This is a genomic window from Frankiales bacterium (assembly GCA_016125335.1).
Classification (GTDB): domain Bacteria; phylum Actinomycetota; class Actinomycetes; order S36-B12; family CAIYMF01; genus Longivirga.
Genome location: WGLY01000033.1, coordinates 1 through 24,866, shown reverse-complemented (window position 1 = coordinate 24,866; position 24,866 = coordinate 1). Strand labels below are relative to the sequence as shown.

At 71.1% G+C, this 24,866-nt stretch carries 24 protein-coding genes and 1 pseudogene; 13 read left to right on the top strand and 12 right to left on the bottom strand.

What is annotated here, in order from left to right:
* Positions 1–50: 50 nt before the first annotated feature.
* The 7 genes from GC157_16400 to GC157_16370 all read right to left on the bottom strand — a co-directional run bounded on the left by GC157_16400 (position 51) and on the right by GC157_16370 (position 6,453).
* Positions 51–1,025: a phosphotransferase gene (locus GC157_16400; GenBank protein ID MBI1379040.1), complete on the bottom strand. Its 975-nt coding sequence runs from the start codon at positions 1,023–1,025 to the stop codon at positions 51–53.
* Between the two features lie 55 nt (positions 1,026–1,080).
* Positions 1,081–1,728, bottom strand: a complete 648-nt coding sequence (locus tag GC157_16395) for a hypothetical protein (GenBank protein MBI1379039.1) — start codon at positions 1,726–1,728, stop codon at positions 1,081–1,083.
* A gap of 29 nt (positions 1,729–1,757) precedes the next feature.
* Positions 1,758–2,534, bottom strand: a complete 777-nt coding sequence (locus GC157_16390; GenBank protein MBI1379038.1) for a CPBP family intramembrane metalloprotease — start codon at positions 2,532–2,534, stop codon at positions 1,758–1,760.
* A 7-nt stretch (positions 2,535–2,541) separates the two neighbouring features.
* Positions 2,542–3,057, bottom strand: a complete 516-nt coding sequence (locus GC157_16385) for a hypothetical protein (GenBank protein MBI1379037.1) — start codon at positions 3,055–3,057, stop codon at positions 2,542–2,544.
* 134 nt (positions 3,058–3,191) lie between these two features.
* Positions 3,192–4,862, bottom strand: coding sequence for a PAS domain-containing protein (locus GC157_16380; protein ID MBI1379036.1), 1,671 nt, complete (start codon positions 4,860–4,862; stop codon positions 3,192–3,194).
* Complete coding sequence (locus GC157_16375; protein ID MBI1379035.1) at positions 4,859–5,545, bottom strand: response regulator; 687 nt, start codon at positions 5,543–5,545, stop codon at positions 4,859–4,861. The genes GC157_16380 and GC157_16375 overlap by 4 nt, the downstream gene beginning before the upstream one ends.
* Entirely contained in the window at positions 5,542–6,453 is a 912-nt protein-coding gene (locus GC157_16370) for a response regulator (GenBank protein MBI1379034.1), read from the bottom strand. Before GC157_16370 ends, GC157_16375 begins: the two co-directional genes overlap by 4 nt.
* Before the next feature lie 103 nt (positions 6,454–6,556).
* Between GC157_16370 and GC157_16365 the strand changes: the two genes are divergently transcribed.
* From GC157_16365 to GC157_16355, 3 genes are read left to right on the top strand one after another with little or no spacing between them, the layout of a single operon-like run.
* Positions 6,557–7,642: a TerC/Alx family metal homeostasis membrane protein gene (locus GC157_16365; GenBank protein ID MBI1379033.1), complete on the top strand. Its 1,086-nt coding sequence runs from the start codon at positions 6,557–6,559 to the stop codon at positions 7,640–7,642.
* Positions 7,639–8,154 carry a hypothetical protein gene (locus GC157_16360; GenBank protein MBI1379032.1) on the top strand — a complete coding sequence of 172 codons (516 nt, stop codon included), beginning with the start codon at positions 7,639–7,641 and terminating at the stop codon, positions 8,152–8,154. Before GC157_16365 ends, GC157_16360 begins: the two co-directional genes overlap by 4 nt.
* Positions 8,155–8,200: 46 nt before the next feature.
* Positions 8,201–8,518 (top strand): hypothetical protein, encoded by a 318-nt coding sequence (locus GC157_16355; protein MBI1379031.1) that lies wholly within the window; start codon positions 8,201–8,203, stop codon positions 8,516–8,518.
* Here GC157_16355 and GC157_16350 read toward each other — a convergent pair.
* Positions 8,442–9,023, bottom strand: a pseudogene (locus tag GC157_16350) (cytochrome ubiquinol oxidase subunit I). The gene GC157_16355 and the pseudogene GC157_16350 sit on opposite strands and share 77 nt — an antisense overlap.
* A gap of 65 nt (positions 9,024–9,088) precedes the next feature.
* The gene (locus tag GC157_16345; GenBank protein ID MBI1379030.1) at positions 9,089–9,904 is read right to left on the bottom strand and encodes a methyltransferase domain-containing protein; all 816 of its coding nucleotides are present in this window, start codon (positions 9,902–9,904) and stop codon (positions 9,089–9,091) included.
* Between the two features lie 502 nt (positions 9,905–10,406).
* Here GC157_16345 and maeA point away from each other — a divergent pair.
* Both maeA and GC157_16335 read left to right on the top strand, forming a co-directional pair.
* Positions 10,407–12,140 carry an oxaloacetate-decarboxylating malate dehydrogenase gene (maeA, locus tag GC157_16340; GenBank protein ID MBI1379029.1) on the top strand — a complete coding sequence of 578 codons (1,734 nt, stop codon included), beginning with the start codon at positions 10,407–10,409 and terminating at the stop codon, positions 12,138–12,140.
* 446 nt (positions 12,141–12,586) lie between these two features.
* The gene (locus tag GC157_16335) at positions 12,587–13,915 is read left to right on the top strand and encodes a tyrosine-type recombinase/integrase (GenBank protein MBI1379028.1); all 1,329 of its coding nucleotides are present in this window, start codon (positions 12,587–12,589) and stop codon (positions 13,913–13,915) included.
* A 33-nt stretch (positions 13,916–13,948) separates the two neighbouring features.
* Here GC157_16335 and GC157_16330 read toward each other — a convergent pair whose 3' ends face one another.
* Both GC157_16330 and GC157_16325 read right to left on the bottom strand, forming a co-directional pair.
* Positions 13,949–14,194, bottom strand: a complete 246-nt coding sequence (locus tag GC157_16330) for a helix-turn-helix domain-containing protein (GenBank protein MBI1379027.1) — start codon at positions 14,192–14,194, stop codon at positions 13,949–13,951.
* 605 nt (positions 14,195–14,799) lie between these two features.
* On the bottom strand, positions 14,800–15,642 hold the full coding sequence (locus GC157_16325; GenBank protein ID MBI1379026.1) for an iron transporter: 843 nt from the start codon (positions 15,640–15,642) through the stop codon (positions 14,800–14,802).
* Positions 15,643–15,935: 293 nt separating this feature from the next.
* Between GC157_16325 and GC157_16320 the strand changes: the two genes are divergently transcribed.
* The 3 genes from GC157_16320 to GC157_16310 all read left to right on the top strand — a co-directional run bounded on the left by GC157_16320 (position 15,936) and on the right by GC157_16310 (position 19,358).
* Positions 15,936–16,340, top strand: coding sequence for a metalloregulator ArsR/SmtB family transcription factor (locus GC157_16320; GenBank protein ID MBI1379025.1), 405 nt, complete (start codon positions 15,936–15,938; stop codon positions 16,338–16,340).
* Complete coding sequence (gene cadA / locus GC157_16315) at positions 16,337–18,310, top strand: cadmium-translocating P-type ATPase (GenBank protein MBI1379024.1); 1,974 nt, start codon at positions 16,337–16,339, stop codon at positions 18,308–18,310. The genes GC157_16320 and cadA overlap by 4 nt, the downstream gene beginning before the upstream one ends.
* A 115-nt stretch (positions 18,311–18,425) precedes the next feature.
* On the top strand, positions 18,426–19,358 hold the full coding sequence (locus tag GC157_16310) for a cation diffusion facilitator family transporter (GenBank protein ID MBI1379023.1): 933 nt from the start codon (positions 18,426–18,428) through the stop codon (positions 19,356–19,358).
* A gap of 862 nt (positions 19,359–20,220) precedes the next feature.
* Here the strand turns inward: GC157_16310 and GC157_16305 are convergent.
* Positions 20,221–20,610: a MerR family DNA-binding protein gene (locus GC157_16305; protein ID MBI1379022.1), complete on the bottom strand. Its 390-nt coding sequence runs from the start codon at positions 20,608–20,610 to the stop codon at positions 20,221–20,223.
* 100 nt (positions 20,611–20,710) lie between these two features.
* On the opposite strand from GC157_16305, the gene merA reads away from it, so the two are divergent.
* The 5 genes from merA to GC157_16280 all read left to right on the top strand — a co-directional run bounded on the left by merA (position 20,711) and on the right by GC157_16280 (position 24,800).
* Entirely contained in the window at positions 20,711–22,144 is a 1,434-nt protein-coding gene (gene merA / locus GC157_16300) for a mercury(II) reductase (protein MBI1379021.1), read from the top strand.
* 41 nt (positions 22,145–22,185) lie between these two features.
* A complete protein-coding gene (gene merB, locus GC157_16295) occupies positions 22,186–22,857 on the top strand; it encodes an organomercurial lyase MerB (protein MBI1379020.1) in 672 nt (223 codons plus the stop codon).
* Between the two features lie 144 nt (positions 22,858–23,001).
* A complete protein-coding gene (locus GC157_16290) occupies positions 23,002–23,247 on the top strand; it encodes a hypothetical protein (GenBank protein MBI1379019.1) in 246 nt (81 codons plus the stop codon).
* 3 nt (positions 23,248–23,250) lie between these two features.
* Positions 23,251–23,826, top strand: coding sequence for a redoxin domain-containing protein (locus GC157_16285; GenBank protein MBI1379018.1), 576 nt, complete (start codon positions 23,251–23,253; stop codon positions 23,824–23,826).
* The gene (locus GC157_16280; GenBank protein ID MBI1379017.1) at positions 23,826–24,800 is read left to right on the top strand and encodes a cytochrome c biogenesis protein CcdA; all 975 of its coding nucleotides are present in this window, start codon (positions 23,826–23,828) and stop codon (positions 24,798–24,800) included. The genes GC157_16285 and GC157_16280 overlap by 1 nt, the downstream gene beginning before the upstream one ends.
* Positions 24,801–24,866: the final 66 nt, after the last annotated feature.

Here is a 24,866-nt window from a genome sequence, read left to right as displayed (position 1 = left end):
ACCACTCTGGTGCCATCACGGCACCACGCCCGGAGAGCGGCGGGGCGGGCCTACCCGGCCGGGCCGTCGAGCCGGGTGCGCACCCAGCGCAGGCACGCCTGCGCCTGCGTCAGCTGGAACCGGCGGATCGTGGGCATCTCCGGCCTCGCGGGCTGGCGCCCCTGCCAGGAGAAGTAGCCCGCCAGCCCCGCCAGCGTCGCGGTGAGGCTGTCCCGCTCGGCCGCGGCGAGCACCGGCGTGCGCGCCACCAGGTGCTCGGGGTCGTGGCCGCCGAAGACCGCGGCGTTGAGCACGAGGGTGAGGCTGTCGAGCCACGCCGGCCCGAGGCAGGCCCAGGGCCAGTCCACGAGGACGACGCGGTCGTCGGTGAGCAGCAGGTTGTCCGCGCGGACGTCGCCGTGCACGAGCGTGGTGCCCTCCAGGGCCTGCAGGCTCGAGCGCCCGAGCGCGGCCAGCTCGGGCAGCCGCGCGACGGCCCACGGGTCGAGGTCGTCGGGGACGGCCTCGCTCAGCGTCTCCCACCGTCTGACATCGGGGGCGAGCACGTCGGCGAGGCGCGGCAGGTCGGCCAGCGGCGAGGGCGTCAGCTGCCGGGCCATGCCCTCGAGCGCCTCCAGGCACCGGCTGAGGTCGTCCTCCTGCCACGGCATCGCCGGTGAGCGCCCGTCGACGTCCTCGAGCGCGAGAGCCACCCAGGACCCGTCGTCGTAGCCGCCGAGCAGGCGCGGGGCGAAGGCGGCCTCGGGGAGCGCCGCGGTCACGGCCAGCTCGCGGCGGTGGATCCCGGGCGAGTCCGGGTTGACCTCCGGGCCCACGGCCTTCACGAAGGCACGGCGCCCGTCGGCGAGCACGACCCGGTCGGCGCTTCCCGGGGAGAACCCGCCGGGCTGGCTCACGGCCGACACGACCGTGGAGCCCAGCGCCTCCTCGACGCCCTCGCGGACGGCGGCCGGCAGCTCGTGCCACTGGGTCCGGCGGCCGCCCACGGCGGCGGGGGCGACATCGTCGGTCGGCGGAGTCGTCATGACCGGCCAGCGTGGCCCGGGGCCACCTCGCGGGCAAGCATCCGGCCGCGAGCCATCAGGCGACCAGGGTGCGCAGCAGCCAGCGGTCCACCGCCGTCAGCGCCCGCACCACGACGGGCATGGCAAGGCAGAGAACGGCGGCCAGCACGGTCGTGAGGATCACTGCCGCCTCCCCCTCCAGCGACCAGGAGCCGAGCACCACGGTGCGGCTCGGCAGCAGCCACGCCCAGGCCTGGGACGAGAGCCCGGCGAGCACGAGCGACCAGCCGGTAAGGACGACGGTGGCGTTGACGATCCCGAGCGGGAGCAGCACGACGCCGTAGACCACCGACCGCCACGCGCGCCCGTCGACGAGCAGGCGCAGCCAGGCGGACCACGAGCGCGGGAGCGACGTGGGCCCGGACGACGGCGTCCCGAGGAGCGCCGCCCCGCGGTGACGCTCGACCGAGGCTGCGAGCAGCGAGCCGGCCAGTGTCAGGACCAGCAGCGCGATGCCGAGGAGCGCCAGGGGCAGCAGCCCGACCGAGGCGGCGACGAGGGCGACGACGGACGTGCCCCACAGCATCCCGACTGGGAGGTCGAGCACCAGGTGGGCCGTGGCCAGCCAGGTGCGGCGCGACCACGGGGTCCAGGCGCCGGCCCGCACGTGGGGGGTCGGCGTCACGACGCGGACCACGGGCACTGACGGGGTCGCGAGCGGCATCGGGGCTCCTGAGGTCGTGCGCGGGCGGGTCACGGGACGCGGCGGACGCTGCGCAGCGCGAGCAGTCCGACGACGAGGAGGACGACGTCCTGCGAGACCATGACGGCCCACAGTGCGCCGCCGTGCAGGCCGGTTGTGTGCAGCAGCAGGTCGGACACGGCGTGCGTGCCCGCGAGGAACCACACGGCGCTGGTGCGCAGGCGCAGCAGGGCGTAGCCCATCCCGAACACCGCGGCGCCGAAGGCCTGGGCGGCGGTCACCGCGACGTTCTGCCCGAACAGCGCGTTGGCCAGGTGGGTCGCGCCGAAGACGGCCGAGGTGACCAGCGCGGCCCGGCCGGGCCCGAGCGGGAGGGCGGCTCGCAACGAGAGGCCGCGGAACCACAGCTCCTCGTACGCACCGGTGGCGAGGTAGCCCACGGCCAGCGCGACGAGGGTCGCCCGGTCGGGCGACCAGCCCCACGCCAGCGGCACCAGGGCCACCAGCAGCGGGGCCACGAGCCACGCGCGATGGCGCCAGGTGGCGGGCCGGCCCGCCCCCACGGCCGACCAGCCGGCGCGCCGAGCGACGACGAGGCTGATGACGAGCAGGACGAGCACCACGGGCAGGCGGCGGAGGAGCTGGTCGGACTGGGGGGCGACGAGGCCGACGACGAGCGACCCGAGGGCCGTGACGGCGATGCTCACGCCGGCGTAGCCGAGGACGGCACGCACCGGGCGCACCCGCTCGGGCGCGACGGTGCGGGAGCGCACCGGGGCGACGGGGTCGATGCTCACGAGGTTCTCCTGGAGGGCGGGGCGGGTCATGGCGGGGTCAGGCCAGGGCCGCGGCGGGCACGGTGGCGGTGGCGCGGCGGGCGCGGACGACGAGCACGGCGGTGCGGGCGAGCACCATGGCGAGCGCCATGACGACGAAGGCCGCGGTCCAGGCGTCGGCACCGGTGATGGCGTGGTCGCGGGAGAACGAACCGACGGCGGCGGCCCCGGAGCCGGTGGCCCACTCGGCGAACAGGACTCGGCCGCCGATCATGACGATCCACAGCGCGGCGAAGCCGGCACCGGCGGTGGCGTGGAGCCGGCCCTGGTGGTGGTGCAGGCGGGTGACGGCGGCGGCCGCGAGGCCGAGGACCGCGCCGACGACGCCGAAGGCCACGACGAGGTCGAGGTCGTTGCCCGCCGTCGGGAGCGGGACGAGGAAGAAGGCGGCGGCGCCTCCTACGAGGGCGAGCGGGAGGACGAAGGTCGAGCGGGTCACCTCGCGGGTGCCCAGGTTGCGCAGCAGCGCCCACGCGAGGAGGACGATCGACAGGATCCACTGGGTGGCGCTCATCGGGAGCTCCCTTCTGGTCGGTACCTCGAGGGTGCCGATCAGGGGGCGCTGCCCGCGTCGGTGGGAACGGCCGGTGCGAGCGGGATCAACGGCCGTCGGCCGGCTCGGCCGGATGACGTAGCCGGCCTGCGGGCTCAGCCGGCGACGGTGCCCCTGGAGAGGGGGACGGCGACCTCGACCCGGGTCCCCGCGCCCCGCTCGGAGGTGACCGTCGCCGAGCCGCCGAGGCCGCTCGCCCGCTCGCGCATGGTGCCCAGCCCCAGGTGCCCGAGGTGCTCGACCGAGGTGTCGAAGCCGATGCCGTCGTCGACGACCGCGAGGCGCACCTCGCCCGTCGCGTCGTCGTGCTCGATCGAGACGTCGATCCGGCGCGGCCGGGCGTGCTTGACCGCGTTGTGCATCGCCTCGAGCGCGATCCGGTACAGGTGCTCCTCGGCGTCCGCGGGCAGCGGCAGCCGCTGCACCGGCGCCTGGACGTCGATCACGACCTGCTCACGCGCGGCGATCGCCGCCGCCTGCTTGGTGAGCGCGGCACCGAGCCCCTCCTCGGCGAGCGCCCCGGGACGCAGCTCGAAGATGAGCGCGCGCATCTCGGCCAGCGCTCCCCTCGTGAGCTCCTGGAGCCGCGCGACCTCGGCTCGCGCGAGGTCGGCGTCCGGGCCGAGCGGCTCGAGCCGCCGCTCGGCCGTGCGCGCGTGCATCGTCATCGAGAACAGCGCCTGGCTCACCGAGTCGTGCAGCTCGCGCGCCAGCCGCTGCCGCTCGGCGTCGCCGGCCGCACGCGCCTGCTCGGCGAACAGCGCGGCGTTCTGGACCGCGAGGGCGGCGTGGTCGGCCATGGCCAGCAGGTAGTCGCGGTCGTCGACGGTGACCCTCGCGCTGGCCGGCAGGTGCACGTGGAGCTCGCCGAAGCTCACGCTCCCCGAGACGAGAGTGAGCACCACCAGGTCGTCCCACTCCGGCTGCGGGGACGCCCAGAACCGGTGCACCGGCTCGAACCGCGGGTCCTGGAACGCCGCCATGCGGAAGTCGCGCAGCAGCTCGAACGGCTGGGGGTTGCGCTCGGCCGGGTCGCGCGGGTCCTCGAGGTGCATGCGTCGCATCGCCGCCGCATATCCGTCGCCGAACGACGGGTCGGCGACCATCGTGAAGGAGTCGTCGTCGGGGGTGAGACCGGACGCCCACGTGATCAGCGAGCAGGCCGTCGCCGGCGTGGTCCGCATCAGCTGCTCGCGGATGGTGCTCAGCGTGGAGGTCAGCGGCTGGTCGACCGTCATGGCCGCGGACACGGCCGTGAACGCACGGATCCGCGCCTCGAGGCGTTCGTGCGAGAGCACCCGGTCGGTCGCGTCGGTGACGACGTCGAGCACGCCGACGATCTCGCCGTCCTCGTACAACGGGGCGAACACGACGTCCCAGTAGGTGGCGACACCGGGGATCTCGATCTTGTTCGCCGCCTGGCGCACGACGTTCCCCGCGCGGACGGCGCCGAACAGCTCATCGAGGCCGGCCTCGTTGCCGGGGATCATGTCGTAGATGCTCCGGCCGGGGGCCGTGTACTCCGGGCCGGCGCCGAAGTAGAGCTCGTAGAAGCCGGTCCAGGTGCGGTTGCACCGCTCGAGGCGGCCGTCGAGGTCGAAGACGGCGAGGCCGAACGGCACGCGGTCGAAGAAGATGTCGACGATCTGCCGCTCGATCGGATCCGCGCTGGGCGGGTAGGGCTCGATGACCGGCTCCGTCGGCATCGACGTGCTGCGCAGCGGCGAGGGACGGCCCTGCCCCAGCGTGTCGTCGGCGGCGGTCACCCGCCCGTCCCCGCGGCGTCGACCAGCCCTTCGCGCACGGCCCACATGGCCGCCTGCGTCCGCGAGGCGAGGCCGAGCTTGGCGAGGATGTTGGACACGTGCGTGCGGGCGGTGCGCTCGGCGACCCCGAGCCGCTTGCCGATCTCCCGGTTGGTGCGCCCCTCCGCGACGAGGATGACGACCTCGCGCTCGCGCGGGGTCAGCGACTCCGCGGACGACGGCGGCGTGCGCAGCGACAGCGCGAGGGCCGCAGCCACAGCGGGGTCGAGGCGAACCTCGCCCGCGACGGCGGCGCGGATCGCATCGGCGACGTCGCCGGCGTCCGCGTCCTTGAGCAGGTACCCCGTGGCCCCCGCTTCGAGCGCCGCCCGGATCCTGGCCTCCTCGATGAAGGACGTCACCGCGATCACGTCGATGCCCGGCCACCGGGACTTGATCCGGCTGGTGGTCTCGACACCGTCGAGCTGCGGCATCTGCATGTCCATCAGCACGACGTCGGGGGCGCCCTCGCCCCGAGCGAGGGTCTCGATGCGCGCGAGCGCCTCCAGGCCGTCGGCCGCCTCGCCCACCACCCGCACCCCCGGCTCGGTGTCCAGGTAGGTGCGCAGGCCGGTGCGGACGATGGCGTGGTCGTCGACGAGGAACACGGTGATCGGCGCGGCGTCGTCCAGGTCGTCGGTCATCGTGACGGCCCCTCCCAGAGGCTCGGGTCTTCACCAGGGTCGGTCGCCACATTCTGGACCGGATCTCCGGCGGCAGCGGTGCGGATCGCGTGGACGAGCGCGTGGTCGTCGCCGTCCTTCTCCAGGAACACGGCGGCACCCGCGCGCAGCGCCGCCGCACGGACCGTGCCGCGGAGGCTGACCGCCACGACCCGCACGCCGGGCGTCAGCCTGCGGATGACGGCCAGGCCCTGGGAGCCCGGCGGGCTCAGGTCCACGACCGCGACGTCGGCTCCGAGCGCCGTCAGCGACGCGAGGCGCATGGACTGCTCGACATCGAGCGCGGCGGCCCGGAAGCCGGCCTCCTCGAGCAGCCGGACGAGCGCCGCGCGCACGCGCGCGTCGTCGTCGACGACCAGGACGCCGATGCCGCCGGTCACACCAGCCACAGGCGGTCGTGCCGCGGGGCGCGGGGGGTCGCTGTGGGACGCGGGCGACGACGTGGCGCGACGACGGTGCCCGGCGCGCCCGGGCCGGGCGTGCGCGGTCCTCGTCGGACGAGGCTGCGGAGCGTGGTGGCCATGGTGCCGTCCTCTCTGCTCGGGGTCGCCACCAGCGTCGTCCCACGCACCGGTCGACCGCGTCGGCGTGGGCGACGCGGTCGACCGTGCGCTTGCGCCGGCACTCCCTCGGCCGGATGACGTAGGCCCACGACGCCGAGCGGCGTCGACATCGCGCGCGTGCACAGCCACGCCAGGTGGATGACGCCGCCGGGGTGCTCGGCTCGTGTGGCTCCTCGTGCTGAGCCGCCGTCCCGTGCCGGTCGCGGACCTGCCCGACCTCCCGGGTTGACAGGCCCTCGCCCGATAACGGAACATCGTTTCAGCAATCGCATGGGGAGTACCCCCTCGCTGGTACGTCGTCATCACGACCCGGCCATCCGGGTCCGGCGCACCGGATCGCCTCTACGGAGGCGGTGGTGGGAGACCTGCGACTCCAGTCGGGCGCGTGCCCGCGAGTCGGAGGTCGAACGTGGTCGTCCCCCTCTGGGCCTGGTTCGCCGTCGTCGGCGTCATCCTCGTGATGCTCGCCGTCGACCTCGTGAGCCACCGCCGGGCACATGTGGTCTCGCTGCGCGAGGCCGGCGTCTGGACCGGCATCTGGGTCGCGCTCGGCGTCACGTTCGGCGTGGTGCTGGCGGCGGTGTACGGGAGCGAGGCAGCGGCTCAGTACTTCGCCGGCTACGTCATCGAGAAGTCGCTGGCCGTGGACAACGTCTTCGTCTTCGCGATCATCTTCGCCTGGTTCAGCGTCCCCCGGGAGTACCAGCACCGGGTGCTGTTCCTGGGAGTCGTCGGTGCGCTCGTCCTGCGCGGGATCTTCATCGCCCTGGGCTCGGTGCTCATCGCGAGCTTCGGCTGGGTCCTGTACGTCTTCGGTGCGCTGCTCGTCTACACCGGGTGGCGCATGGCGCGTTCCGCGGGGAGCCACGTCGACCTCGAGCGCAGCCGCACGGTCCGTGCGTTCCGGCGCCTCGTCCCGATGACCGACGAGTACGACGGCCAGCGGCTGGTCGTGCGCCGCGCCGGTGCGCTCGTGGCCACCCCGCTGCTGCTCGTGCTGGTGGTGGTCGAGGTCACCGACGTCGTGTTCGCGATCGACTCGATCCCCGCGATCTTCGCGGTGACCCAGGAGCCCTTCCTCGTCTTCACGGCCAACGCCTTCGCGATGCTGGGCCTGCGCGCCATGTACTTCCTGCTCGCCGACCTCATGGACAGGTTCGTCCACCTCAAGCTCGGGCTCGCGCTGGTGCTGGTCTGGGTCGGCGTCAAGATGCTGGCGCTCGACGTGGTCCACGTCCCGACGCTGCTCTCGCTGGGGGTCGTCGTGTCGATCCTCGCCGTGACCGTCGTCGCGAGCCTGAGGGCGACGCGCACGACGGACGCCGTCGCCGACGACGGCGTCGCGTCCGACGCTGCCGACCGACCGGAGCACCCGCACCCGGGCTCGGCGTCCGCCGGCACCGACCAGCAGGCCCCAGCGCACCGCGAGCCGCACGCCGGCGTCGCGGCCACCGGCACCAGCACGCCCATCACGACGACAGGAGCACCGCGATGACCACCACCCGTCCGCGCAAGAACGACACCGAGCACGTGGGCGCCCTCACCGTCGACGGACGACGGCTGCTCGAGGAGCGGGTCGCCATGATCCGCGACGTCTCGCTGCCCGTGCTGCGCCAGCTGCTCACCTCGCGGGACCGCGACGAGCGCGACGTCGCCGAGTTCGAGCGGCTCACGGAGGAGCAGGCACGGCTCGAGGCCCTGCTCGCGGCGACGACCACCCTCCCGGACGAGCACGACGGCACCGTCAGGGTGGGTACCCGGCTGCTCATCGAGCTGCCCGAGGGCGAGCTCCTCTGGATCCGGCCGGTGCACCCCGCGGAGGCGTTCCTCGACGACGAGCGGGTCTCGCTCGACTCGCCGGTGTCGCGGGCCGTTCTGGGCGCACGGTCCGGCGACGTGGTTCCCGTCCACGGGCCCGACGCCGTCTGGCAGTGCCGGATCGCCGCCGTCGGCGAGCAGGTCGCGAAGCCGCGCCGCCGCCGCTCGGCCTCCCGGACCAGGGGCTGACGTGCCCGCCTGGCGGGACTGGGCGCGCCGGCGGCACTCGACGCACCTGGTGCTGAAGGCCGTCGTGCTCCTGTGCGGGGCGACGCTCGTCGTCGCCGGCGCCGCGATGCTCGTGCTCCCCGGGCCGGGCGTGGCCGCCGTCCTCCTGGGCCTGGTGGTGCTCGGCTCCGAGTTCGCGGCCGCCGATCGCCTGAGGGCCAGGCTCCAGGGTGCGGTGCGGGCCGGGTGGTCGGCGGCCGCCGGACGTCGTCGACGACGGCGCCGTGCCGACGACGCCTCCGGTGGGGTCAGGAGCGAGGACGGGCCAGCGCCGGGTGGTGCAGGTCGAAGGCCGGACGTTCGGAGCGGATCACCGGGATGCTGACGAAGTTGTGCCGTGGCGGCGGGCTCGACGTCGCCCACTCCAGCGAGACGCCCCACCCCCAGGGGTCGTCCTGGTCGACCTGCGGTGCCGTGCGCCAAGTGACGTACACGTTCCACAGGAACGGGATCATGGACGCGCCGAGGATGAACGCCCCGATCGACGAGATCGCGTTCAGCGTCGTGAAGCCGTCGCTCGGGAGGTAGTCCGCGTAGCGCCGTGGCATGCCGTACGCGCCGAGCCAGTGCTGCACGAGGAACGTCGTGTGGAAGCCGACGAACAGCATCCAGAACTGGATCCGCCCGAGCCGCTCGTCGAGCATGCGCCCGGTCCACTTGGGCCACCAGAAGTAGAAGCCGCCGAACATCGCGAACACCACCGTGCCGAAGACGACGTAGTGGATGTGGGCGACGACGAAGTAGGAGTCCGACACCTGGAAGTCCACGGGCGGCGCCGCGAGCAGGACCCCGGTGAGGCCGCCGAACAGGAAGGTGACGAGGAAGCCGAGCACGGCCAGGCGTCGTGGGACGACGGCGGACGACGACCAGCCGACCCGGGGCGGTCGCCTCGGGATCAGGTACAGACGAACGTGACGGTCCGGATGCGGTCCTCGCGCAGGTTGGCCACCTGGTTGCGCGCCATCTCGGCGAAGTCGCTGCCGAGGAACGCCGCGAAGGTGACCGGCGGCGGACCGTCCACGGCCACCCGCGCCGCGACCGCCGCGAACCACTCGGTGCTGGCGGACGACGAGTCCGTCTCCGAGACGATCGAGAACCCGGCCCCGGTGAGCAGGACGCGCATCTCCTCGGGGGTGGCCAGGTGGCTGTGGGCGGGATCGCGCGCCCAGGGCACGGGGTAGTGCAGGTCGCCGCCCGGACCCTGGAGCACGTCGTACACGACGAAGCGCCCACCGGGTGCCAGCACCCGGCGCGCCTCGCGGTAGAGCCCCGCCTTGTCGGCGATGTTCATGGCGACGTGCATCGTGAGCACCGCGTCGAAGGAGGACTCGGTGAAGCCGAGCGCGGTCGCGTCGCCCACCTCGAACCGGGTCCGCTCCGCGAGCCCGGTCCAGCGCGACAGCTCGGCCGCGACGTCGCAGAACTCGGGCGTGAGGTCCACACCGGTGACGTGGCATCCGACCACCTCCGCCAGCGTGCGCGCCGGGCCGCCGAGGCCGCTGCCGAGATCGAGCACGCGCGAGCCGGCGTCGATCTGCAGCGCCTCCGCGATCTCGAGCGTCGCGGCGCGGCCGCGGATGTGGAACTCGTCGACCGGCGCGAGCGCCGTCGTCGCGATCCCGTCGATGTCCACCCCGGCGCCGCCGAGCGCGGACCGGATGGCGGCGATCAGGTCGCCGGACCCTGAGTAGTGCGAGGTGACGTCGCTCACGCGGCGGAAACTACCGGCTCTCTGCCGACGATCGCGGCGAGTTCAGCCCAGTCGCGCCCACGACGGCCGGCTGAGGCCAGGTAGTCGGTGTCCCCAGGGTGCGCAGGCAGATCGGGCACGGCGAGCGCCTGGCCAGCCGCTCGGCCGTGCTGACCACGGGGGTGGGCACCCCTCACGACCTCGACGTGCCGGTGACCGGGCCGCCATAGGAGAGGTCCATGGGTGTCTCGTTCCCCACACCCGACGAGCGCGACACGCCATACCCCCCGGGGGGTACGGTGACGAAGCCGGCACGACCGCGGCGGACGAGCGAACCGGCACCTACGACCCGCTCCCATCACCGCCGCGGACGCCTCCCGGCGGGTCGGAGCACGCACATGCAGATGACGGTGCAGCAGCCGTCGCGCCAACCGGCGGTCCTCGTCGTGCCGAGCCGCTCCCACCCCACGACGGACCAAGCCACGTCGAGGACACCCGCGATGACCGACCAGCGAAGGCGCACATGAGCATCCAGACCGCCGCCCCACACCACGCCGAGACCGTGTACGACGAGACCCTCGGCATCTGGGAGACCTCGCTCCGCGGCAGGTCGGTCCTGACGGAGCCACGGCTGAACAAGGGCACCGCGTTCACCGACGAGGAGCGCCGCGACCTGGGCCTCGTGGGCCTCCTGCCGCCGCGCCAGCTCACGCTCGAGCAGCAGGCGACCCGCGCGTACCTCCGCTACCTGGAGCAGCCGAACGACTTGGCGAAGCACGTGTTCCTCACGGCGCTGCACGACCGGAACGAGGTGCTGTTCTTCCGCGTCCTGGGCCGGCATCTCCCGGAAATGCTGCCCATCGTGTATACGCCGACGGTGGGCGACGCGATCCAGCGCTACAGCCACGAGTACCGACGCCCCCGCGGCGTGTACCTCTCGGTGGACGATCCCGACGGCATCGAGACCGCCCTGGCGGCGTCGGGCCGCTCGGCCGACGAGGTGGACCTCATCGTCGCCACGGACGCGCAGGGCATCCTGGGGATCGGCGACTGGGGCGTCGGCGGCATCGACATCGCGGTGGGCAAGCTGAACGTCTACACCGCGGCGGCCGGCATCAATCCGGCCCGGACCCTGGCAGTGATGCTCGACGTCGGCACCGACCGCCAGACGCTGCTCGACGACCCGCTCTATCTGGGTCTGCGCCATCCCCGCGTGGACGCCGACACCTACGACGCGTTCATCGATCGCTACGTGCAGGCCGCGACCCGTCTGTTCCCCTCGGCGATCCTGCACTGGGAGGACTTCGGCACGAGCAACGCACGGCGGATCCTGGACCGCTACCGTTCCACGACGCTGACGTTCAACGACGACATGCAGGGCACGGGTGCGGTCGCTCTCGCCGCGGTGCTGTCCGCCACTTCGCAGCTCGACCTGCCTCTCGGCGAGCACCGGGTGGTCGTCTACGGATCCGGCACCGCAGGGATCGGGATCGCCGACCAGCTGCGGGACGCGATGGTCTCCATGGGGGTGCCACCGAGCGATGCCGCGCGACAGTTCTGGTGCGTCGGCAGGCACGGGCTCCTCACCGACGACCGGGCGGATCTGCGCGACTTCCAGGCGCCGTACGCACGCCCGGCGCACGAGGTCGAGGCGTGGGACGTCGACGTCGAGCTGGGCGGAGTCAGCCTGGACGAGGTGGTCAGGCGCGTGAGGCCGACCATCCTGATCGGCACCTCCGGACGGCCTCAGGCGTTCACCGAGACGGTCGTCCGGGAGATGGCCGCCCACGTCGAGCGCCCCGTGATCATGCCCATGTCCAACCCCACCAGCCTGTCCGAGGCGTTCCCGGGCGAGCTCATCGAGTGGACGGACGGACGCGCCCTGGTGGCCACCGGGAGCCCGTTCCCGCCCGTGAGCTATGGCGGTGTGGAGCACGAGATCGCCCAGGTGAACAACGCGCTGGTGTTCCCCGGCCTGGGTCTCGGCGCGATCGTGGTCCGCGCCAGGCGCATCACGGACGGCATGCTGTACGCCGCGGCCGCCGCAGTGGCCGGCCTGTCCGAGGCCTCGCATCCGGGCGCCTCGTTGCTCCCCCGCGTCTCCGACCTCCGCGAGGTCTCCGCCGTCGTAGCGACCGCGGTCGCCCGGCGTGCGATCGAGGACGGGGTCGCCGCAGCACCGCCGGTGGCTGACCTCGAGCAACTCGTCCGCGCGTCGATGTGGCGGTGCGACTACCACCCGGTCCGGGCCGTCTGACCCACGACAGCCGCCATGGCGCGGCCTCAGCAGATGGACCTGGTCCGGGCAGCAGGCCGCGACCCGACGTGTGAGGAGAAGCGACGTGACCCCCACCGGTGGTCGGGGGCCACGTCCGCGGTGGTCCGGAATCTCTGCAGCGGGGGCAGGCTCCGTCGAAGCGCGACGCCGCCCACACCATGCCCCCGCAGCGCGAACGCCAGGAGCCCGGTCCTGACGGACCGGGCTCCTGGCGTGTGGTAGCGGGGGCAGGATTTGAACCTGCGACCTCTGGGTTATGAGCGCCGGAATCCCCTCTTGATTCGATCTCGTCCGTGCCGGATAATGCCTGAGTACCAACGCTTTTCGTGACTATCTGACTTGACTCGTGGTAGCCAGTATCGGCTCTTGCCATCAGGTCTTGATGGCAAATTGATGGCATGTGAACCACGACCGGAGGGGCTCGCATGGGGTTCACCCGCAAGCGCAAGGACACGAAGGGCGGTGTCCGCTACGCCGCCGTCTATCGGGATGCCCGGGGGCAGGTGCGGCAGGCTGGCACGTTCGCGACGCGCAAGGAGGCGAACCTGGCCTGGCAGAGGGCCGAGGCCCGGTTGGCGGCAGGTCGCCCGGACGACGCGTCGGCCGGGAAGCTGAGGTTCGAGGATTACGTGAACGAGCGCTGGTTCCCCCACCATGTGCTCGAGCCCTCGACCCGGCAGAGCTACCGGTATGTCCTGGACCGGCACATCGTGCCGTGGTTCGGGCCGATGCGGATGCGCGACATCCTGCCCGCCCACGTGCGTCAGTGGGTGACCGAGATGGATGCCAGCGGGGTGAGCCCGGCGAGCATTAGGCACGTGAAGATCGTGCTCTCGGCCATCTTCACAACTGCGCTCAATGACTTCGTGATCGCGATCCACCCTTGCCGCGGGGTGAAGTCCCCCACTGTGCCGGTGAAGGAGTACCGGATCCTGACCCCGGAGGAGTACGCCCGCCTCTACGACGCCCTGCCCAACGACGCGTCGCGGCTGATTGTCGAGGTCGCCATCGGGTCCGGGCTGCGCTGGGGTGAGCTCACCGAGCTGCGCGTCCGCGACATCCACCCGGTGACCGGGATCCTGACCGTGACGCGCTCGGTCGTCGAACTGAGCCCGAAGTTCCACCCGACCGGTGAGCGGTTCCTCGTCAAGCCCTACCCCAAGACCAAGCACTCACGCCGACTCAAGCTCGACCAAGCACTCGTGGCCGAGATCCAGCGGCACACGAAGGCGCACGGCCTCCGAGCGGACGACCTGCTATTCCAGCTCGAGCACCTCAGCCTCGAGGCGCCGTCACGTCCACTGCTGGTGGACGCCGCCGAGCTCGGGCTCACCGAGCCGAACGCCGCTGGCCGCACCTACCGGCACGGCACACTGTCCGCCTACACCGCCGGTAAGTGTCGCTGCGCGCACTGCAAGGCCGCCTTCGCCAGCTATCGGGCGCAGCGTCGCGCCGAAGGCAGGGACGAACCGCGTGGAAGCCGGGCGGTCGACACCGACGGACACCTGCCCCGCGACTGGTTCACCCGGCGCGTCTGGCGACCCGCCTGCACCGAGGCAGGGCTCGACCCGAGGCCACGGCTGCACGACCTCCGCCACTCCCACGCGTCCTGGCTCCTCGCTGGTGGCGCCGACCTTCAGGTCGTCCGCGACCGACTCGGACACACGTCGATCGCCACCACGAGCAAGTACGTCCACACCCTGCCGACCGCCGACGAGACTGCCCTCGCCGCGCTCCGGCGCGTCAAGGCTTGAAGCAAGTAGGACACTCCGCTGGGCCAGGCGGTCTCACCCTGGCACGCGCGATCCCTTGGTGGTCTGCGTGGCCGGCGCGTCCGGCCCGCTCTCGACGAGCCGGAGGAGCGGACCACTCGGGATCTTGATCAACCTGCCGAACCGGAGAACGGCGGTGGGCCACTCCCCTCGACGGACGAGTTCATAGGCCAGAGATCGGCCAATGCCGAGCACGCGGGCCGCGTCAGGGACGTCCAACAGTGCTGGCAACCCGGCCAGTTCCTCGCGTTCCATGATCATGCCTTCCGACCTGTGCCACCGTATTGCGCGGCGGCCTCACCGGGAGGTGTGCATTCCAGCGGAGCGACACGAGGGTCGCCGTCGCGATCTCGTCTGTTTCGGGCGCAGTCGGTCTGCCTCAAGCAGGCCGCTGGGCCACCCCACACGGACTGGCAGAGCGTGCAAGAAGAGTGCTGAAGACGCGGCGCACCGCGCATTGCGCGATGGCGAGGACGTGAGGGTACCGACGACACACATGGCCGAACCGTGGAGACGGACGCGAGGGATGGAGGCTCCCTCGCCAACGCGACAGAACAGAACACGGTGACGGCGTTCGCGAATCTTGGGACCGATGTCCGGCGTCATGTGCCGGCAGTGCGACTCCGTCCCGACGGCCCGAGTCTAGGAACCCCTTGGGATTCCTAGACTCTTCGAGGATTGTCCTCCAACCCCGGTTGCCGAGCGTGCCGGTCGTTCAGGTGTGGTGGGGCAACGATTGCGACCAATTCCCGCGACCGCTCCAATCCGCTCGATGGGGCACTTCGCCGTTCCCGGAATCCGTCAGGTTCCCCTCGTTCGAGGCCTGGCCTCGACTGATGCCTCCTCGCGGACCGATGCTCCGGCGATCAGACCAGTTCGGACTGCGGGGCGGCGACCTCGGCAGGAACGGTCGGGCGCTGTGGGCGCAGGTAGATCGCCAGAGTGATGACGAGGTAGGACACCCACACCGTGAGCTGCAGCCATGTGGTGATCGGGTCGAAGTGAAAGAAGCCGCCGAGGATCGTGCCGAGCGGGCCGTCTTCGTCGATCGTCGCGCTGACGTCGAAGGCGTAGTTCGCCCCGCCGGGCAGCCAGCCGGCCTCCTGCAGGTCGCGCACGCCGTAGGCAAGGACTCCGGCGGCGACCACGATCAGCAGGGCCCCGGTCCAGGTGAAGAAGGTGGCCAGGTTCAGGCGCATGGCGCCGCGATAGACGGCCCAGCCGATCGCGATCGCTGTGGCGATGCCGAGCAGTGCCCCGCCGAGGGCGGCCGCCGTGCCCTCGGACGCGGAGGTCGACGCCCACAGGAACAGAGCGGTCTCCAGACCCTCGCGCAGCACCGCGACCAAGGCCACGAGGCCTAGCGCGAACCCGCCGGAGAGCATCGCCTTGTCGAGCCGGCCGTGCATGTCGCCGCGCATGTCGCGGGCGGTCCGCCGCATCCAGAACACCATCCAGGTCACGAGTGTGACCGCGATGATCGACATCGTGCCGGCGAAACCGTGCTCGGCTTCCTCTGACAGCGAACTCGAGGTCACAGTCAGCACGGCACCGAACGCAAGCGACAGCGCGATCGCGATGCCGGTACCAGCCCAGACCGCGCCGAGACGCGAGCGCTGACCCGCTTTCACGACGTAGGCGACAAGGATTCCCACAATGAGCGAGGCCTCGAGGCCTTCCCTGAGCCCGATGAGGTAGTTCGCGAACATGCCGTCTCCCATTGAAGTTAGGTCACCCTTACTTATTAGGGTTACCTAACCAGCGCCCGACCAGCGAATGCAACCCGACCGCTGTGGCCTTGATCACCCGATGTCACGTCGCAACGCACTCACACCCGGCGACCGGTGGGTGACCCCGGACGGGAGGTGTAGTCGCGACTGGGCGTCTCGATCAGGTCACGTCGAGTTCGGTCCGGGGGCTGTGCAAACCGTCTGGAGAAACGCGCGCGCGCCGGCGTCGCAGGCGACCACAAGCCGCTAGGCGTTATCATCTATGGATGGCGATGAAAGCGAAGTCCACCAGCACCGACCGGGCGTCGGGGGAGAAGCCGGTGGTGCCTGATGCGGCGGCGTTGCAGGCCGCCGCGAGTCTGTTTCGCAGCCTCGGCGACCCATCACGCCTCGCGATCCTGAGCCACCTGCTGCTCGGAGAGCACCGGGTCGTCGAGCTGACCGAGCATCTCGGGCTGGCGCAGTCCACGGTGTCGGCCCATCTGCGCTGTCTGCTCGACTGCGGCTTGGTCCGGTCCCGCCCGGTGGGGCGAGCGTCCGTGTTCGCCGTGACCCATGAGCCGGACGTGCTCGCGGTCCTGGCGGCAGCGGAGGGGCTGCTCGCGAGCACGGGTGACGCCGTCGTCCTGTGCCCCGTGTACGGGGCACGTGCGTTCGAGACCAAGGCACGGTCATGAGCGACGCGTGCGGGTGCGGGACTGAACCGCGTTCGGCCGGGAGCGACGACTCGACGGAGCGCGAGCCGGAGCGACTGTGGGAGGTCAGCGAGATCCGGTTCGCTGCCGTCTCTGGGATCTTCCTCCTTGCCTCGTGGATCGCGACGCTCGCTGGAGCTTCGCCGAATCTCGTTCGCGGCCTTGAGGCCGTGGCGCTGCTGGTCGGCGCCTACACCTTCGTCCCCGGAACCCTGCGCCGCCTGAGGAAGGGGCAGATCGGCGTCGGCACGCTCATGACGATCGCGGCGGTGGGCGCTGTCATCCTCGGCGAGGTCGGCGAGGCCGCCATGCTGGCGTTCCTGTTCTCCATCAGTGAAGGGCTCGAGGAGTACTCCCTGGTCCGGACCCGGCGCGGTCTGCGGTCCCTGCTCTCACTGGTCCCGGATCAGGCCACCGTGCTGCGCGACGGCCACGAGATCGCCGTCGCACCCAGTGACCTGCATCCAGGGGATCGGATGCTGGTCAAGCCCGGCGAGCGCCTCGCCACCGACGGTGTCATCGAGGTAGGACGCACCGCACTGGACGTCTCAGCCATCACCGGGGAGTCGGTCCCCGTCGCGGCCGGACCGGGTGACGAGGTGTTCGCCGGCTCGATCAACGGAAACGGTGCGCTGACCGTGACCGTCACCACCACCGCCGGGGACAACTCGCTGGCCCGCATCGTCCGTATCGTCGAAGCCGAGCAGTCCCGCAAGGGAGCGAACCAACGGCTCGCAGACCGCATCGCCCGACCGCTCGTGCCCGGCGTCATGATCGCGGCTGCAGTCATCGCGGTCGCCGGCACGATCGCCGGCGAACCCGGGCTGTGGATCCAGCGCGCCCTGGTCGTCCTCGTGGCGGCGTCCCCGTGCGCGCTGGCCATCTCCGTCCCCGTCACCGTCATCGCCGCGATCGGCGCGGCCAGCAAGATGGGTGTCCTGATCAAGGGCGGCGCCGCCCTCGAGACCCTCGGCGTCATCCGGTCGGTCGCCCTGGACAAGACCGGGACGCTGACCCGCAACCACCCCGCGGTCATCGAGGTCGCCACCACCAACGGCACCAGCGGTGAGCAGGTCCTCGATGCCGCAGCCGCCCTGGAGTCACGCAGTGAGCACCCGCTCGCCCGCGCGATCCTGGCTGCGGCCGGCACCGTCCAGCCTGCCGATCACGTCGAAGCCGTTCCCGGTGCCGGCCTGTCCGGAACCCGCGGCGGCGCGAGCCTGCGCCTCGGTCGGCCCGGCTGGATCGACGCAGGGGACCTCGCGGAAGCCGTCGACCGGATGCAGCGCGCAGGTGCCAGCGTCGCCCTCGTCGAGCGGAACGGCCAGCTGCTCGGGGCCATCGCCGTGCGGGACGAGCTGCGCCCGGAGGCCGCCGACGTCATCGCGACACTGCACCGCGACGGCTACGCCGTCGCCATGCTCACCGGCGACAACCACGCCACCGCCACCGCGCTCGCACGCACGGCCGGCATCGACACCGTGCACGCCGAGCTTCGCCCCGAAGACAAAGCCGAAGTCGTGCGCGGACTCGGCGGATTGCGCCCGACCGCAATGGTCGGCGACGGCGTCAACGACGCACCGGCGCTGGCGACCGCGGACCTGGGGATCGCGATGGGCGCGATGGGCGCTGACGTCGCGATCGAGACCGCCGACGTCGCCCTCATGGGCGAGGACCTGCGACACCTGCCCCAGGCCTTCGCGCACGCCCGGCGCTCACGGCGGATCATGCTGCAGAACGTCGGGCTGTCCCTGGCCCTCATCACCGTCCTGATGCCCCTCGCCCTGTTCGGGGTTCTCGGACTCGCCGCCGTCGTGCTGGTTCACGAGTTGGCTGAGGTCGTCGTCATCGCCAACGGAGTTCGCGCCGGCCGCACCCATGGATTGGACGCCCTGCCCGGGCCGGCGCCGGATCCCGTTCTGTCTGGGTCACGCACCTCGGTCACGACATGAACGGCTCGCAGCCGTCGCGCCTCCCACACCGGCCCGGTTCACGCTGCTCGACTCAGCAGAGGGACGAACAGAGCGACGACGGCGGAGCCTCCCTGATCTCGACGCGTACTCCGGGATGGACCTCGTGAGCGACCACGGGCACAGCCACGGACCCTCGATCAGCGCCGGCGGGTTGCACCGCAAGAAGCTACTCATCGTCCTCGGTATCACGGCGACGGTGCTGGTCGCCGAGCTCGTCGGTTCCGCCGTGAACGGGTCACTGGCGCTGCTGGCCGACGCCGGACACATGTTCACCGACGTCGCCGGGATCCTGCTCGCCGTCCTCGCGGTCACGTTTGCGTCCCGACCGGCAACCCCGCACCGCACCTTCGGGTACTACCGGCTCGAGATCCTCGCCGCCGTGGTGAACGCGGTGTTGCTCTTCGGTGTCGCCGTGTTCATCCTCATCGAGGCGTGGCAGCGCTGGAGGAACCCACCCGAGGTCGAGGGCGGGCTGATGCTCGCGTTCGCGACCATCGGCCTGGTCGCGAACATCATCGGCTTGCTCGTCCTGCGTGCCGGTGCCCGCGAGAGCCTCAACGTCAAGGGCGCCTACCTCGAGGTCCTCGGCGACCTGCTCGGCTCGGTCGCCGTCATCGTCGCCGCCGGGATCATCGCGCTGACCGGGTGGTTGCGCGCCGACGTCATCGCATCGGTCGCCGTCGCGCTGATGATCCTCCCGCGGACCTGGACCCTGCTCCGCGAGGCCGTCGACGTCCTCCTCGAGGCCACCCCGCGCAACGTCGACATCGTCGCGGTGCGCCAGCACAACCTCAACACCCCCGGCGTCGTCGACGCCCACGACCTGCACGCCTGGACCCTCACCTCCGGCCTGCCGGTGATGTCCGTGCACGTCGTCGTGACCGACGACGCCCTCGCCGACGGCGGCGGCGCACGCGTCCTGGACCACCTCATGGACTGCCTCGCCGACCACTTCGACGTCGAGCACTGCACCTTCCAGCTCGAACCACCCAGCCATGCGGCTCACGAGTTCAGCACTCACGACTGACGTCGTCGGTGGGCCCGACGATCGAAGGGTAGCCGCCAACGAGGTTGCACGAGACCAGGCCATCTCCCGACCCCCTCGTGTTCCGGGGCTCGATCCAAGGGTGTGGACAGACCGGGCGCTACGTCGACGATCGCCCGAAAGGGCAGGACGCCGTCGCGCTGGTGCGTTCGGTACTCGACCTAACCGGCCTGGCAGGCGCCCCGGTCGAGCTCGAACTTGTAGTTGAGCTCAGAAACCACCGCCACGCGGGGTCCACAGCCTCGAGCACGGCGGGTTCTGGATGACCTACCATCCCAACCTGCCGAAGACCGGATCGCCGCCACCAAGGTGCGGTCGCGGGGCGGGCCTACCCACTGGGTCCCCCTCCCCGGCCGCCCGGCTCAGGTCGAAGCGACGGCGTGGGGCGTCCAGTTCAAGTTCGGCTCCGCCACCGACTCGGGCCACCGCTTCAGCCCCGCGTACGCCGATGCCTCGAAGGCGCCAGAATCCCGAGGTGAGGAGCACTGGCGGGGCGGGTCCGCCGACCAGTTGGAACCGCTCTTTCGGCGCAGTTGGGCAGCCCCCTGAGGCCACGGATGTGAACCGAGAGCCACGCGTCACGACGGCGCGAGACTTGCCCGTCGTTCACTGACTCGCGCGCCCTGACCTGTCCAAACGCAATTGCTGGAGTCGGCGGAAATCGGTTTCGGCTGGGTTCTGATCCATGGATGCCACCGCTCAATCTCGATGGTCCCGACAACTGCGTTGCCGAAGGTGGGCCCATATGGCGGTGGGGGGAAGTGAGCGTGTGACTTCAGGTTGTGGCGTCAAGGACCGCAGCCATGGGGCTGGCTCGAGGCTCCGGTGCAAAAAAGCGGTCCAACTAGAGGTACCGGCAGATTTGACCAGCAGAACATGTCTCGGGCTCGATTGCCTCGGCCTGGTCGCGAAGCTGGGTGATGGCGGTGCGAAGTTCAGCCAACTGATTGATCTGTCGTTCGAGGTCGACCAAGCGTGCGTCTAGGAGCTCGCGGACATGCCCACAGGGCGCATTGCCGCGGTCGCGAATGTCCAGGATCTGCCTGATCTGCGCCAGTGTGAGGCCGGCGGCCTGGCCGCGGCGGATGAACAAGACCCTGCCCACCACGTCGGGGGTGTAGTCGCGGTACCCGCTAGTGGTCCGGTCGGCGGTCATGAGCAGGCCCTGCGCCTCGTAGAACCGCAAGGCCTTCGTGGTCATCGCCGTTGCGGCGGCCAGCTCCCCGATCCGCACGTGTCCTCCGATGTCCGACGCGGCTCTTGACCTTCCCCTATACGGGAACGTCCAGTATGACCGCATCGGAGAGGAATCCCAACAGGCAGCGGAGGACAGCATGGACCACCTCAAGGTCGACCTGGCGGTGATCGGGTCGGGCGGCGCCGCATTCGCAGCCGCCATCCACGCCACCGGTCTGGGGAAGCGCGTGCTGATGGTCGAGCGTGCGACGATCGGAGGCACCTGCGTGAACACCGGCTGCATCCCGTCCAAGGCCCTGATCGCCGCCGCTGAGGCGCGCCATGTGGCCGCCCACGCTGCCCGCTACCCGGGGATCACCGCCACTGCCGGACCGGTGGACATGCCGGCACTGACGGGCGGCAAGCAGGAATTGGTGGAATCGCTGCGCACGGACAAGTACGTCGATGTGGCCGAGTCCCACGGTTGGCCGATCATGCCGGGCGACGCAATCTTCGACGGCACTCCCGATGCTCCGTTACTGACGGTCGTGACTGACGGCGGCGGGATCGAGCTGGTCGAGGCCGCCCACTACCTGGTCGCCACCGGTGCCCGACCCTGGATCCCGCGCATCTCGGGGATCGACGCCATCGAGTATCTGACCAGTACCACAGCGATGGAACTGACTGAGGTGCCGGCGTCTCTGTTGGTGCTCGGCGGCGGCTATGTAGCGATGGAACAAGCTCAGCTGTTTGCCCGACTCGGGTCGAAAGTGACCATGCTGGTCCGCTCCCGGCTCGCGTCGAAGGAGGAGCCCGAGGTCGGCGACGCACTCCAGGAGGTGTTCGCCGAGGAGGGCATCCGGGTCGTCCGGCGGGCGCAGGTCACCAGGGTGGAGCGCGACGCCGGGACGGGCCTGGTCGTTGCCACGGCGTCGGTGGCAGGCGGCACCCAGGAGTTCCGAGCCGCTCGGATCCTCGTTGCGATGGGTCGTCGACCGGTCACTGACGGACTCAACCTGGCCGCGGTGGAGGTCAAGACCGGCGACGATGGCAGGGTCGTGGTCTCCGACCAACTCGCCTCATCCAACCCACGAGTCTGGGCAGCGGGCGACGTTACCGGGCACCCCGAGTTCGTGTACGTCGCGGCACATCACGGCGCGATGGTGGTCGACAACGCGTTCACCGGAGCGGCCAGGTCCGTGGACTACGCGCATCTGCCTCGGGTCACCTTCACGAGCCCCGCGGTAGGGGTTGTGGGGATGACCGAGGAGCAGGTGCTGGCCGCCGGGATCAGCTGTGACTGCCGAGTCCTGCCCCTGAAGTACGTGCCCAGGGCACTGGTCAATCGCGACACCCGCGGCTTCGTCAAGATCGTCGCCGATCGCGACAGCGGGCGCATCCTCGGCATTACCGCGGTCGCCCATGACGCGGGCGAGCTCGCTGCGGCCGGGGTGTGGATCCTCGACGCCGGGATGACGGTCGATCGGCTCGCCCACTCCTGGGCGCCGTACCTGACCATGGCCGAGGGCCTAAAGATCGCGGCTCAGTCGTTCACTACCGACATTTCCAAACTCTCCTGCTGCGCTTCTTGAGGTCGTAGCCATCTAAACCACCAACCAGAACGAGGACGATGATGACCAACACGACCACTCGTGACGTGATCGCGAGGCTCGCCCTCCCCGAGGAGTCCGGCCTGGATCTCGCCGTGCTGATTCCGCTTCTGCGGCTACTCGCCAGCGGGGACCCAGTCGACGTAGCCGCCCTGGCTCTTGCCTCGGCCCTGCCTCTGGACGAGGTCCGCAGACGCCTGGATTCAGTGCCCGACACCGAGTACGACGATGAGGGCCGGATCGTCGGCCAGGGCCTCACCCTGCGTCCGACGCCGCATCGGATGAACGTCGACGGCCAGGAGCTCTATACCTGGTGCGCCCTGGACACCCTGATCTTCCCGACTCTGCTCGACCGGGCCGCCCGGATCGAGTCCGCCTCACCGACCAGCGGCGAGCCGATACGGGTCACCGTCGAGCCGGCCGGTGTCACCGCCGTTGAACCCGCCACCGCGGTGGTGTCGCTGGTCAACCCCGGGGCCATGACCTCAATCCGTTCGTCGTTCTGCAACCAGGTGCACTACTTCACCTCCGCCGAGGATGCCCAGCCCTGGCTCGAGCAGCACCCCGGCGGTGAGGTGGTGCCCGTCGCGGACGCCTACCAGCTCGGAGCAGCCCTGACCACCACGACAGTCCCTGAGCCCGACACGCATGCGACACCTGGAGCAGTGGTCAGTGCCGACGGATGCTGCCACTGACCAGCGACCCTCCCTAGCCCTCACGCCCGGGAACGCCACACAAAGGACTCCCGACCACCGATGATCAACCAGCCACAACGCCCGCAGCACAACACCGGTGCCTCCCGATCCGGGCTCCGCTTTGGAGGGGGCGCCGCGCTGCTGATGATCCTGTGCTGTGCCGGACCCGCCCTGATCGCGTCCGGTGCCGCGGCCGGCGCACTGGCCGTCCTGGGCGGCTGGCTGGCCAACTCCTGGGGCATCGGCCTGGCCGCCGTGGCCGCACTCTTCGTGATCGTTGGGCTGGTCCGTCGCAACCGTTCCGGTCGCACCGACGACTGCTGCTCGCCGGCAGCCCCCAGCCTCGATGACTCCACCACACCGGGCCACACCCAAGAACAGGAGGGCTGAGCAATGCCGACCTCTCCCCGCAGCTCACCCACGATCTCCAGCCAGTCTCGTCGGCGGCGTCGCCGGTACGTGGCGCCGCTGGCGCTCGGTTCCCTCGCCCTCCTGCTCAGCGCCTGCGGCGGGCTCACCAAGGACACGGGCACCAGCGAGAGTGGCAACCCTCCCGCCGCCGGGGCCACCGCATCGACCTTCACCGCCCAAAGGATCGGCGGCGGCTCCATCCAACTGCCCGGCGCCCGGCCCAGCGTCGTGCTGTTCTTCTCCGTCGAGTGCGGCGGCTGCGGTCCCACCGCCAAGGCGCTGGCCGACGCCCAGGCCGCCGACCCTGCTGCGGCGGACTTCGCCGTCGTCGACGTCGCCGGCTACGAGACGGCCAACGACGTCGAGAGCTTCCTGCGGGCCAACAGTGCCACCAGCCTGGCCTACGCCCGCGACACCGAGGGCGACATCTTCACTGGCTACGGGGTTACCGCGTTGAGCACCGTGATCATCGTCGACACCGACCGCAGGGTCGCCTACCGGGCTGTGGAGCCCTCGGCCGACACCATCCGCACCGAACTGGACAAGCTGGCCAACTGATGTCCGGTCTGCTTGCCCTCGCCTTCGCCGCCGGGATGGTCGCCCCGGTCAACCCGTGCGGGTTCGCGCTGCTGCCCGCCTGGATCACCCTCAGTGCAGGGGACGCCCGGACCCACGCGCTGCAGGCGAGGCTGATCCGCGCCCTGAACGCCGGCCTGGCGTTGACCATCGGGTTCGCCGGCACCCTGGTCGTCGTCGGACTGGTCGTCAGCGCTGGCGCCCACGCGATCATCGACGCAGCGCCCGCGTTGGGACTGCTTGTTGGGGTGGTCCTCCTGCTAGTCAGCCTGGTCATGCTCACCGGCCACCCGCTGGGCCTCCGGCTACCCGGCCGGGTGGTCCGCCCGAGGGTCGGCGGCCACGGGATGGGCCGCTCGGTCGCCTACGGGGTCGGGTTTGCCGCAGCCTCGCTGTCGTGCACCTTCGGGGTGCTGCTCGCGGTGATCGCCCAGGCTCAGGCGACGGCCACCTACCTAGGCCTGGTCGTGGTCTTCGCGGTGTATGCCGCCGGGTCCGCCACGATCCTGCTGCTTCTCGCCATCGCCACCGCCTTTGCCGGCACCGCCCTCACCCGACGAACCGTAATCCTGGCCCGGTTCGGCCCTAGGATCACCGCCATCGTGCTGGTGCTCACCGGCGCCTACCTCGTCTGGTACTGGTACCCCCTCGCAGTGACCGGCAGCAGTTCCTCAACTGGTAACCCCATGTCCCGGTTCGCCGCGGCGGCGTCCACCTGGGTGCAGGCCCACGACGGGCTTATTGCCCTTGCCGCGGCCGGAGCCGTACTCGGTGCCCTCACCCTGCTCGTCGTCCACCACCGCAAGGCCCGGATTCGCCCTGCACACCCGGCGTGGACAAGCGGAGAGGCCTCGACCGCAACCGATGACTGCTGCGCCCCCGCAGTCACTATCTCGGACGCCTCCAGGCGGACAGGGCTCGTCGAGACCGGCGACGCGGGGCAGCCAGATGGGTGAGCGGGGTGGTCACCCCGCCCCTTCTGGGCGCGCTTGAGCGACGGCCGCGGGGGCATTGTGCAACTC